Genomic DNA, 11,046 nt, shown 5'->3' with positions numbered 1-11,046 from the left:
CGCCAAGCCGCATCGCGCCTTCCACCCCTTCCGCACGACGGAGCCGCCTTCCAGTGAAAATGCCCAAGACCCTGCTGTTGTCCCTCTCCATTGCGGCCGCGCTCGCCGGCTGCCAGAAGCCGGCTGACAAGGCCACGGGCGATGCCGCCAAGGCCGATGCGGCCGCTGCATACACATTGGACGAATCCAAGCTGCCGCCGTTCAACCAGTTCACCCTGGCCGACCTGGATGCCGCCAAGAACGCCTGCACGGACTTCGCCGGCTACGTCAATGGCAAGTGGCTGGCCGCCAACCCGATCCCGGGCGACCGCAGCAGCTGGGGCGCGTTCGAGATGCTGGACGAACGTTCGCAGGCCGTGCAGCGCCAGCTGGCCGACCAGGCCGCGGCCAAGGCCAATGGCACCGGCGTGGACAAGATCGTCGGCGACTTCTGGTCCACCGGCATGGACGAAGCGAAGGTCAACGCACAGGGCATCGAACCGCTGAAGCCCGAACTCGCGAAGATCGACGCGCTGACCGACACCGCCAGCATCGCCGACTTCCTGCGCGCCTCGGCCGCCGAGGGCAATGGCTACCTGATCGGCATCGGTTCGATGCCGGACTTCAAGAACTCCGACATCAACATCGCCGCCACCGGACAGGGCGGCCTGGGCCTGCCGGACGTGCCGTACTACAGCAAGCCGGAATACCAGAAGATCCGCGACGCGTACGTCGCCTACGCCACCAAGCTGCTGGAGCTGTCCGGCGTACCGGCCGCCGATGCCGCGACCCAGGCCAAGGACGTGCTGGCCTTCGAAACCCGCCTGGCCAAGGTCAGCAAGTCGAGCGAGGAGTTCTCGCGCGACGTCGGCCTGTACTACAACCCGGTCAGCCCGGCCGAAGCCGACAAGCTGTCGCCGAACTTCCCGTTCTCCAAGTTGTTCGAGTCGCAGGGCGTCGCCGTTCCGACCATGTTCTCGCTGTCGGTGCCGGCCTACCACGCCGAAGTCAGCAAGATGCTGGCCGACGTGCCGGCGGCGCAGTGGAAGAGCTACCTGCGCTTCCACCTGCTGGATGGCGCGGCCCCGTACCTGTCGAGCGACTTCGTGCAGGCCAACTTCGAGTTCTACGGCAAGACCCTGGGCGGCCAGAAGGAGTTGAAGGAGCGCGGCAAGCGCGTGCTCGGCACCATCGACAGCCAGGTCGGCGAGGCGCTGGGCCAGATGTACGTGAAGGTCGCGTTCCCGGCCGAATCCAAGGCCAAGATGCAGGAGTTGATCAAGAACCTCGGCGACGCGTTGAAGGCCCGCATCGAGAACCTCGCCTGGATGAGCGCGGACACCAAGAAGAAGGCGCTGGAGAAGTGGGCTGCATTCCAGCCGCGCGTGGGGTATCCGGACAAGTGGCGTGAATGGAATGGCCTGGCCACCAGCCGCGACAGCTATATCGGCAACGTGATGGCCGCGCGCAAGTTCAACTACCAGTGGGACATCGGCAAGATCGGCAAGCCGGTCGACAAGACCGAATGGGGCATGCGCCCGCAGACGGTCAACGCGCAGTACAACCCGCTGGCCAACCAGATCACCTTCCCGGCCGCGATCCTGCAGCCGCCGTTCTTCGACCCGAAGGCAGACGACGCGCTCAACTACGGCGGCATCGTCGCGGTGATCGGCCACGAGATGACCCACGGTTACGACGACCAGGGCAGCAAGTTCGGCCCCGGCGGCAACATGGAGAACTGGTGGACCCCGGCCGACGCAGAAGGCTTCAAGGCCCGCACCGGCAAGCTGGTCGCCCAGTTCGACGGCTACAAGGCCAGCAACGGCAAGAACCTCAACGGCAACCACACCCTGGGCGAGAACATCGCCGACCTGGGCGGCCTGAACACCGCCCACGACGCCCTGCTCAAGGCCACTGCCGGCCAGCCCGATCCGATGATCGACGGCCTGACCCGCGACCAGCGCTTCTTCTACGGCTGGGCCACGGTGTGGCGTCGCAACTTCACCCCGCAGGAACTGGACAAGCGCCTGCAGACCGACGAACACGCCCTGGCCGAATACCGCGCCATCGGTGCCCCGTCCAACATGCCGGCCTTCGCCACGGCGTTCGGCTGCAAGGCCGGCGACCCGATGGTGCGCACCGGCGACAAGCAAGTGGTGATCTGGTAACCCGCACCTCCCCGCGGGACGTCAGCAAAGGCCCGGCTAGTCCGGGCCTTTGTCTTTGGGGTTCACACTTCGTCACGGACAGGCGCACTTCATTGCCCCCACATCATTGCGGCGCGACAATACCCACATGATCGACGCCACCCGCTACCCCCTGCTGTCGAAGATCGACAGCCCGGCCGAGCTGCGCCAGCTTCCCGAATCCGATGTGCGCGCCGTCGCCGACGAGCTGCGCGCCTACCTGATCGAATCCGTGGGCAAATCCGGCGGGCATTTCGGCGCCGGCCTCGGCGTGGTGGAACTGACCACGGTGCTGCACTACCTGTACAACACGCCGGACGATCGCATCGTCTGGGACGTGGGCCATCAGTGCTACCCGCACAAGATCCTGACCGGCCGCCGCGACCAGATCCACACGGTCAAGCAGAAGGACGGCGTGGCGCCATTCCCGAAGCGCGAGGAATCCGACTACGACACCTTTGGCGTGGGCCATTCGTCTACCTCGATCTCCGCCGCGTTGGGCATGGCGATCGCCAATGCGCGTGCCGGCAACGACCGCAAAGTCGTCGCGGTGATCGGCGACGGCGCGATGACCGCGGGCATGGTCTATGAAGCACTGAACCACGCCGGCGGCATGGACCAGGAACCCAACCTGCTGGTCATCCTCAACGACAACCGGATGTCGATCAGCGAAGCGGTCGGCGGGCTGACCAAGATGCTCGGCCGCATGACCGGCAGCAAGACGCTCAATGCGCTGCGCGAAGGCGGCAAGAAGCTGCTTGGCGACAAACACGCCGGCCCGGCGAAATTCGTGCGCCGCTGGGAAGAACACTGGAAGGGCATGTTCGTGCCCTCCACCCTGTTCGAGGAAATGGGCTTCCACTACACCGGCCCGATCGACGGCCACGACACCGATGCCTTGCTCGGCGTGCTCAAGACCCTGCAAGGCCTGAAGGGTCCGCAACTACTGCATGTGATGACGGTCAAGGGCAAGGGCTACGAACTCGCCGAAGGCGACCAGATCGGCTACCACGCGGTCAGCCCGTTCGACCCCGCGCAAGGCGTGGTGGCGAAGGCCGGCGGCGCGAAGAAGCCCACCTACACGGACGTGTTCGGCGACTGGCTATGCGACATGGCGGCGGCCGATGACAAGCTGCTTGCCATCACCCCGGCGATGCGCGAAGGCTCCGGCCTGGTGCGTTTCAGCAAGGAATATCCGGAACGCTATTTCGATGTCGCCATCGCCGAGCAGCACGCGGTGACGTTGGCCGCCGGCATGGCTTGCGAAGGTGCCAAGCCCGTCGTTGCGATCTACTCGACCTTCCTGCAACGCGGCTACGACCAGCTGGTGCACGACGTGGCGATCCAGAAGCTCGACGTGCTGTTCGCCATCGACCGCGGCGGCGTGGTCGGCCCGGACGGCGCGACGCACGCCGGCAACCTGGACCTCAGCTACCTGCGCTGCGTGCCGAACATGGTGGTGATGGCGCCTGCCGACGAAAACGAATGCCGGCAGATGCTTAGCACCGGCTTTGAATTCGAAGGCCCGGCCGCCGTCCGCTATCCGCGCGGCACCGGCCCTGGCGTTGCGGTTTCGCAATCGCTGGACACGCTCCCCATCGGCAAGGCGCAGCTGCGACACAGCGGATCACGCATCGCCCTGCTCGCCTTCGGCGCACTCGTGCCGGCGGCAGAAAAAGTCGGGGAAGGACTCGGCCTCACCGTGGTCAATATGCGTTTCGTGAAGCCGCTGGATCGCGCGTTGATCCTGGAACTGGCCAGTACGCACGAAGGTTTCGTCACGCTGGAAGACAATGTGGTCGCCGGTGGTGCCGGCAGCGGCGTAGCCGAACTGCTGGCGGCGGAGGGCATCGCCATGCCGATCCTGCACCTGGGCCTGCCGGATGAATTCCAGCACCACGCCAGCCGCGAGGATCTGTTGGCCGAAGCTGGGCTGGATGCCGACGGCATTCGCGCATCGATCATCAAGCGCTGGCCGCAACTTGCGCAACCAGCCACCAGCGCGGTGCGCAGCGCCTGACCGATACGCGCCGGTTCATTCGTCCGGCGCGAGTACGGTGTAGCCCTTGGCCTTGAGCTGATCCATCACATCGCCTGCGCGCAACAATTCCTGCATCGGCAGGATCGCCAGGGTCGTGGTATTGGTCGCAAGCGCCGCTTCTGCTTTCGCCAGCCATTCGGCCTGCAAGCGGGCAGCGACATCGCCCATGCCCAGCTTGCGGCCGATGCCGCTTTCGGTGATGGCTTCCATACATGCTTGGTACTGGTCGTTCTGCGGCAGCGCGCGAATCGCCGCCACGTTCCCCATCGCCCATGCGTTGGCGCGCGCGCGCAGAGTTTCCATGTCCTGTCCCAGTCGGTCGAGGGTGCGTTCCAGGCAAATCCGATCTTCCAGTTCCGAGGCCTTGAACTGCTTGAGGACGGCTTTCGGATCCTTCACCGTGATGGTCTGCCGCACCAGCGTGACCTTGGGGTGGTAGCGCTCGACCGCCGCTGCGACCGTCGTCTTCGCCACGTTCTTGTCGCTCATGCCGCTGCGCTTGATCGCCGCCTTCCACAGCGCTTCCGCAGCAAATGCGGGGCGCAACTTGTCGGCATCGCGATCGAGGAATCGATCGCGGTAGGCGCTCCATCGCACGTAAGTCACCGGCGGCAACACCTCCGACAGCCGCTTGCCATCCGGGTTGTTCTTGATCCCGATGAGTGAAGGGAGCAACAGCAACGCACGGAACTTGCTGATGTCGGAGTTCACGTTCAACGATGGCTCGTAGATCACTTCCTGCGCATTCGCGACGATCTCATCCAACTGCTTCGACTGCCACTGCATGCCCGCAGGCAACGGACTCAACGTGCCGAGTATCCACAGGTCGTGATTGCCATTGCGCACCAGCCACAAGCCAGGCCCCGGTTGCTCGCCGGTGACCACCACAGTGGCTTCTGTGCGGATGCCATCGGCGGACATGGCCTGTTGCGTGGTGGGGGCAGACGGGTTCGCGTTCACGGGCACCGGGGCCGCCTGTTGCGCCTGCAGCGGCATCAGCAACATCGAGCTCAACGCAACCGCCAGCATCGTCATCCGCATCCGTACGCTCCATCGATCCATTCGGCGCAGTGTGACCGAGCGCATCGCCTGAAGTTCAACTGCCGGGTGAACCGCGAAAAGCGAAACGCCCGGACGATGCCGGGCGTTCGAGCGTGTCTTGTCACTTCAGGTTCCGCGAATTGGTCGGGACGGCCGGATTCGAACCGACGACCCTCTGCCCCCCAGGCAGATGCGCTACCAGGCTGCGCTACGCCCCGACTTCGCGAACACGAATTGTAACCTGTCGAGTCGCTGCTTCGTAGCGCTCAGCGGCGCAGCAATTGCAGGACTTCTTCCAGTTCTACCCGCACCTGCTTGGCAATCTGGTTGCTGAGCGCGGATTCCTGCTTCGCGCCCTCGCCTTCCAGGCGCAGGCGCGCGCCGCCGATGGTGTAGCCCTGTTCGTACAACAGGCTGCGGATCTGGCGCACCATCAGCACGTCGTGGCGCTGGTAGTAGCGGCGGTTGCCACGGCGCTTGGCCGGTTCGAGACTGGGGAATTCGGTTTCCCAGTAGCGCAGCACGTGCGGCTTGACGTCGCACAGCTCGCTGACTTCGCCGATGGTGAAGTAGCGCTTGGCCGGGATCGGCGGAAGTTCGCGGTTACTGCCCGGATCAAGCATGCGCGGCTCCGACGTAGGCTTCCACGCGTTCCTTCAGCTTCTGGCCGGGGCGGAAGGTCACCACTGTGCGCGCGGAGATCGGGATCTCCTCGCCGGTCTTCGGGTTGCGGCCGGGCCGCTGGTTCTTGCGGCGCAGGTCGAAATTGCCGAAGCCGGACAGCTTGACCTGGCGGCCCTGCTCCAGCGCTTCGCGCAATGCATCGAAGAACGCATCGACGAATTCCTTCGCCTCGCGCTTGTTCAGGCCCACGTCTTCGTACAGACGCTCGGCCATTTCCGCCTTGGTCAACGCCATTGCTGTCCCCTTCAGCTCCGGATGACCGCGCCGTGGTCTTGCTCCAGCGCGGCGACCACCTCGGTCACCACCGCTTCCACATCGCGGTCGGTCAGGGTGCGCGTTTCGTCCTGCAAAATCAAGGCCATGGCGAGACTCTTGAATCCGGTTTCCACACCCTTGCCGGCATAGCGGTCGAACAGCCGCAGCTGGCGCAGCGACGGGCCTGCGGCCTGTTTTGCGGTCGCCTGCATGGCATCCCAGGACACCGCTTCCGGCACGACGAACGCAAGATCCCGGCGGACGGACGGATACTTCGACAGCGCCTGCGCACGCGGCAATGAACGCGCCAGCAGCGGATCGAGTTCCAACTCGAAGCCATAGACCTCGGCGTCGATGTCGAGTGCTTGCTGCAGGCGCGGATGCAGCTGGCCGATCCAACCGAGGCGCACGCCATCGCGATAGATATCGGCAGATCGTCCCGGATGCGCGAACGGCTCTGCCGAAGCGCGATATTCCAGTTCGGCACCGGACAACGCAGCCAGGCTGTCGAGGTCGCCCTTGAGATCATGGAAGTCGAGCTTGCGCGCCGCAATGCCCCATTGTTCCGCCGCTGCATCGCCCATGGCGACGGCGGCGATGCGGCGGGTCTCGATGGGCGCATCGCCCGATGCCGCGAAGGTCTTGCCGATCTCGAACAGTCGCACGCGCGACTGCTGGCGCGCGGCATTGCGCGCGAGTGCAGCCGTCAGCCCCGGCAGCAGGCGCGTACGCATCACGCCGAGTTCCGCACTGAGCGGATTGGCCAACGCCACGCCGCCATCGGCGAGCTGCCATTTGGCCAGCAGGTCGGCATCGACGAAGGCGTAGTTGATCGCTTCCAGATAATCGCGCGCGACCAACTGGCGGCGCGCATCGTGCTCGCTGCTGCGGGTTTCGCTGGGATTGACCAGGCGGGTGGCGCCGCCGGGCAGCGTGGTCGGGATCGCGTCGTAGCCGTGGATGCGCGCGATTTCCTCGATCAAGTCTTCCTCGATGGCGATGTCGAAGCGACGTGCCGGTGGGGTGACACTCCAGCCATCGGCCATGACTTCGACGGCAAGGCCGAGTGCATTGAGGATGCGCGCCACTTCGGCGTCGCCCACCTGCGTGCCCAGCACGCGTGCAAGACGCGCACGACGCAGCGGGATGGCCTGCGGCTGCGGCAGGAATTCGGGCAACACGGCTTCGACCACCGGGCCCGGCGCACCGCCAGCAATCTCCACGATCAGGCGCGTGGCGTGTTCGATGGCGATACGCGGCAGTTCCGGATCCACGCCGCGCTCGAAGCGATGGCCGGCATCGGTATGCAGGCCCAGCTTGCGGCTGCGGCCGATGATTGCAGCGGGGGCGAAATGCGCGGCTTCCAGCAACACGTTGCGGGTGGCATCGCCGACCTTGGTGTCGTTGCCGCCCATGATCCCGGCCAGTCCGACCACGCGGTCCGCGTCGGTGATGACGAGAAACTGTGCATCCAGCTTGGCCTCGTCACCGTTGAGCAGTTTCAACGTTTCGCCAGCGCGCGCCAAGCGCACGCCAAGCGGGCCCTTCAGCAAGTCGCGATCATAGGCATGCATCGGCTGGCCGAGTTCCAGCATCACATACTGGGTGACATCGACCAGCAAGCTCAGCGGACGCACGCCGCTGCGACGCAGGCGCTCGGCCATCCAGATCGGCGTGGTCACGGAGGCATCCACGCCTTCGATCACGCGACCGAGGAAGCGCGGCGCATCCGCACCGGCGTTCAATTCGACCGGCACGGCAGCATCGTGCAGTGCGGGCATCGGCACCGCGTCCAGCGGCTCGACTTCGCTGCCAGTCGCAGCGGCCACATCGAACGCGATGCCGCGCACACCGAAGCAGTCGGCGCGGTTCGGGGTCAGCTTCAGTTCGATGCTGGCATCCGGCAGGCCGAGGTATTCGGCCAGCGGCATGCCGACTGGTGCATCGCCTGGCAACTCCAACAAACCCGATGCATCGGCATCGAGGCCCAGCTCCTTCGCCGAGCACAGCATGCCGTTGGATTCGACGCCACGCAGCTTCGCGGCCTTGATGGTGAGATCGCCGATCTTGGTGCCGATGGTCGCAAGCGGTGCCAGCAAACCCGGGCGCGCATTCGGCGCGCCGCAGACGATCGGCAGCATCGAACCATTGCCGGCATCGATCTGGCAGACCTGCAGCTTGTCGGCTTCCGGATGTTTTTCGGCGGACACGATGCGGGCGACGACCACGCCGTTCAGTGCATCGCCGACTACGGTCATTTCTTCCACTTCAAGACCGATCGCAGTCAGCGTGGCGGCGAGTTCCTCGCGCGTTGCGTTGGTCTTGACGTGCTGGCGCAGCCAGTTTTCGGAGAACTTCATGCGAACTGCCTCAGGAAGCGCACATCGTTGTCGAAGAAGGAACGCAGGTCGTCCACGCCGTAACGCAGCATCGCGAAGCGCTCGACGCCGAGGCCGAAGGCGAAGCCGGTGTATTTCTCGGGATCGATGCCGATATTGCGCAGCACGTTCGGATGCACCATCCCGCAGCCCAGCACTTCCAGCCAGCGCGTGCTGCCATCGGCCTGCTGCCAGGCGATGTCGACTTCCGCGGATGGCTCGGTGAACGGGAAATAGCTCGGGCGGAAGCGCATCTGAAAATCGCGCTCGAAGAACGCGCGCACGAATTCGGCCAGCGTGCCCTTCAGATCGGCGAAGCTCGCATGCTCGTCGACCAGCAGGCCTTCGACCTGATGGAACATCGGGGTGTGAGTCTGGTCGCTGTCGCTGCGATAGACCTTGCCGGCGGCGATCATGCGCAACGGCGGCTGGTGGTCTTTCATGTAGCGCACCTGCACACCCGAAGTGTGCGTGCGCAGCAGGCGGCCATCGCCGAAGTAGAAGGTGTCGTGCATCGCGCGCGCCGGATGGTGCGGCGGGAAGTTCAGCGCTTCGAAGTTGTGCCAGTCGTCCTCGATTTCCGGGCCATCGGCAAGCTCGTAACCAAGGCGGCCAAAGATTTCGGTGATGCGTTCCAGCGTGCGGCTGACCGGATGCACACCACCGCGCGCGGCATCGCGGCCCGGCAGGGTGACGTCGATGGCTTCGCCGGCCAGACGCGCGTCCAGCGCAGCATCGTCCAGCGCGGTCTTGCGTGCGGACAACGCTTCGCCGATGGCGTCGCGCGCGCGGTTGATCGCTTCGCCCGCAGCCTTGCGCTGATCGCCCGGCAGCGCGCCCAGCGCCTTCAACTGCGCGGTGATGCTGCCGCTCTTGCCGAGCAGGCCCACGCGCAACGCTTCCAGCGCGTCGGGTGTCGCAGCGGCGGCAATATCGGCCAGCGCCTGCGTGGACAACGAATCGATGTCGCTCATGTCGTTTTGGGATCCCATAAACCGCATGCCGTAAAACAGACGTGGGGAAGGACTTGCGCCCTTCCCCACGTGATGGCGACCGAGGCCGCCGCTACAACTGCTGTGGAGTGACGGCTTACGCCGCCAAAGCGCCCTTGGCCTTTTCGGTCAGGGCGGTAAAGCCCGCCGCGTCGTGCACGGCGATGTCCGCCAGCACCTTGCGGTCCAGGGTGATCCCGGCCTTCAGGAGGCCGTTCATGAAGCGGCTGTAGCTCATGCCGTTGGCGCGCGAAGCAGCATTGATACGCGCGATCCACAGGGTGCGGAAATGGCGCTTCTTCTGCTTGCGGCCGATGTACGCGTACTGCAGGGCCTTGGTGACGGCCTGCTTGGCGACGCGGAAGACCTTGCGACGGGCGTTGTAGTAGCCCTTCGCCTGCTTCAGGATTTTCTTGTGACGGGCTCGCGCCGTAACACCACGTTTAACTCGTGCCATGTTTTATCTCCTCACAAATACGGAAGCATGCGGTCCAGACGGCCCGCGTCCTCGGCACGAACGTGGTTCGTCTGCCGCAGGTTGCGCTTCCGCTTGGTCGCTTTCTTGGTGAGGATGTGGCTCTTGTTGGCGTGGCCGCACTTGTACTTGCCGGAAGCGGTCTTCCGGAAGCGCTTGGCCGCCGCCCGATTGGTCTTGATCTTGGGCATTGGGAATCCTTGCGAAATCTACTGAACTGGTCGAGGCGCCTTCTTTTTGGTCTTTGCGACTACGTAGCAAGGCCTTACGGCCTTTGCTCCTACGTCGCGAAGCCCAAAAATCAGGGCTTTCCATCCTGCCTGAGCCGGTGATAAGCCTTTGATCCTCAAGGGATCAAGGCGGGTCCTGGGTGCCACTCAACAACAAACCCGGCGAACCGGGCCGCACATTATGGCGGCCGCCTGCCGGGTTTGCAATCTTTCCTTGCGAAATCAGCCCCTTGCGGGAATTTATTTCTTCTTCGGAGCGATCATCATCACCATCTGCCGGCCTTCCAGGCGCGGGCGCGATTCGATGACGATGTCCTCGCCGAGGTCGGTCTCGATCCGCGCCGCCATCTGCCGGCCCAGTTCCTGGTGGCTCATTTCGCGGCCACGGAAGCGGATGTTGACCTTGATCTTGTCGCCTTCCTCGAGGAACTCGCGCATCTTGCGCAGCTTGATCTGGTAGTCGCCCTCGTCCGTGACCGGACGGAACTTCACTTCCTTGATCTCGACCTGCTTGGTCTTCTTCTTGGCCTCGTTGGCCTTCTTCTGCAGCTCGAACTTGAACTTGCCGAAGTCCATGATCTTGCAGACCGGCGGATCGGCGTTCGGCTGGATTTCCACCAGGTCGAGGGCTTCGTCCTCGGCCATGCGCAGGGCTTCATCGCGGGAAAGCACGCCGATCATCTCGCCGTCGCTGCCAATCACGCGCACGCGCGGGACGCGGATTTCCTGATTCCTGCGGTTCTGCTTCGAGTCGGTGGTACTGATATTGCAATCTCCAGAAGAAG

At 64.6% G+C, this 11,046-nt stretch carries 10 protein-coding genes and 1 tRNA gene; 2 read left to right on the top strand and 9 right to left on the bottom strand.

The window, feature by feature from the left end; genetic code table 11:
- Nucleotides 1-71: 71 nt before the first annotated feature.
- Nucleotides 72-2,147: a M13-type metalloendopeptidase gene (locus G7079_RS05420; RefSeq protein WP_166057846.1), complete on the top strand. Its 2,076-nt coding sequence runs from the start codon at nt 72-74 to the stop codon at nt 2,145-2,147.
- A 127-nt stretch (nt 2,148-2,274) separates the two neighbouring features.
- Entirely contained in the window at nt 2,275-4,185 is a 1,911-nt protein-coding gene (gene dxs / locus G7079_RS05415; protein WP_166056278.1) for a 1-deoxy-D-xylulose-5-phosphate synthase, read from the top strand.
- Between the two features lie 15 nt (nt 4,186-4,200).
- On the opposite strand, the gene G7079_RS05410 is transcribed toward dxs, so the two are convergent.
- The 9 genes from G7079_RS05410 to infC all read right to left on the bottom strand — a co-directional run bounded on the left by G7079_RS05410 (nt 4,201) and on the right by infC (nt 11,026).
- Nucleotides 4,201-5,247 carry a TraB/GumN family protein gene (locus G7079_RS05410; protein WP_166056277.1) on the bottom strand — a complete coding sequence of 349 codons (1,047 nt, stop codon included), beginning with the start codon at nt 5,245-5,247 and terminating at the stop codon, nt 4,201-4,203.
- A gap of 141 nt (nt 5,248-5,388) precedes the next feature.
- Nucleotides 5,389-5,465 (bottom strand) — tRNA-Pro (locus G7079_RS05405).
- Between the two features lie 48 nt (nt 5,466-5,513).
- Nucleotides 5,514-5,870, bottom strand: a complete 357-nt coding sequence (locus G7079_RS05400; protein WP_166056276.1) for a MerR family transcriptional regulator — start codon at nt 5,868-5,870, stop codon at nt 5,514-5,516.
- Entirely contained in the window at nt 5,863-6,165 is a 303-nt protein-coding gene (locus G7079_RS05395; protein WP_166056275.1) for an integration host factor subunit alpha, read from the bottom strand. Before G7079_RS05395 ends, G7079_RS05400 begins: the two co-directional genes overlap by 8 nt.
- An 11-nt stretch (nt 6,166-6,176) precedes the next feature.
- Complete coding sequence (gene pheT, locus G7079_RS05390) at nt 6,177-8,546, bottom strand: phenylalanine--tRNA ligase subunit beta (RefSeq protein ID WP_166056274.1); 2,370 nt, start codon at nt 8,544-8,546, stop codon at nt 6,177-6,179.
- A complete protein-coding gene (gene pheS / locus G7079_RS05385) occupies nt 8,543-9,538 on the bottom strand; it encodes a phenylalanine--tRNA ligase subunit alpha (protein ID WP_166056273.1) in 996 nt (331 codons plus the stop codon). The genes pheT and pheS overlap by 4 nt, the downstream gene beginning before the upstream one ends.
- 115 nt (nt 9,539-9,653) lie before the next feature.
- A complete protein-coding gene (gene rplT, locus G7079_RS05380; protein ID WP_166056272.1) occupies nt 9,654-10,013 on the bottom strand; it encodes a 50S ribosomal protein L20 in 360 nt (119 codons plus the stop codon).
- An 11-nt stretch (nt 10,014-10,024) separates the two neighbouring features.
- The gene (gene rpmI / locus G7079_RS05375; RefSeq protein WP_027083463.1) at nt 10,025-10,222 is read right to left on the bottom strand and encodes a 50S ribosomal protein L35; all 198 of its coding nucleotides are present in this window, start codon (nt 10,220-10,222) and stop codon (nt 10,025-10,027) included.
- 279 nt (nt 10,223-10,501) lie between these two features.
- Nucleotides 10,502-11,026: a translation initiation factor IF-3 gene (gene infC, locus G7079_RS05370; RefSeq protein WP_166057845.1), complete on the bottom strand. Its 525-nt coding sequence runs from the start codon at nt 11,024-11,026 to the stop codon at nt 10,502-10,504.
- Between the last annotated feature and the right edge of the window lie 20 nt (nt 11,027-11,046).

Origin of the sequence: Thermomonas sp. HDW16, from assembly GCF_011302915.1 — a bacterium.
Taxonomy (GTDB): domain Bacteria; phylum Pseudomonadota; class Gammaproteobacteria; order Xanthomonadales; family Xanthomonadaceae; genus Thermomonas.
This window is presented reverse-complemented; position numbering and strand designations above follow the sequence as displayed.

Excerpts from the sequence above, each read along its gene's own strand:
- dxs (WP_166056278.1), top strand. The coding sequence starts at position 2,275 with ATGATCGACGCCACCCGCTACCCCCTGCTGTCGAAGATCGACAGCCCG.
- G7079_RS05410 (WP_166056277.1), bottom strand. The coding sequence starts at position 5,247 with ATGCGGATGACGATGCTGGCGGTTGCGTTGAGCTCGATGTTGCTGATG.
- G7079_RS05400 (WP_166056276.1), bottom strand. The coding sequence starts at position 5,870 with ATGCTTGATCCGGGCAGTAACCGCGAACTTCCGCCGATCCCGGCCAAG.
- G7079_RS05395 (WP_166056275.1), bottom strand. The coding sequence starts at position 6,165 with ATGGCGTTGACCAAGGCGGAAATGGCCGAGCGTCTGTACGAAGACGTG.
- pheT (WP_166056274.1), bottom strand. The coding sequence starts at position 8,546 with ATGAAGTTCTCCGAAAACTGGCTGCGCCAGCACGTCAAGACCAACGCA.
- pheS (WP_166056273.1), bottom strand. The coding sequence starts at position 9,538 with ATGAGCGACATCGATTCGTTGTCCACGCAGGCGCTGGCCGATATTGCC.
- rplT (WP_166056272.1), bottom strand. The coding sequence starts at position 10,013 with ATGGCACGAGTTAAACGTGGTGTTACGGCGCGAGCCCGTCACAAGAAA.
- rpmI (WP_027083463.1), bottom strand. The coding sequence starts at position 10,222 with ATGCCCAAGATCAAGACCAATCGGGCGGCGGCCAAGCGCTTCCGGAAG.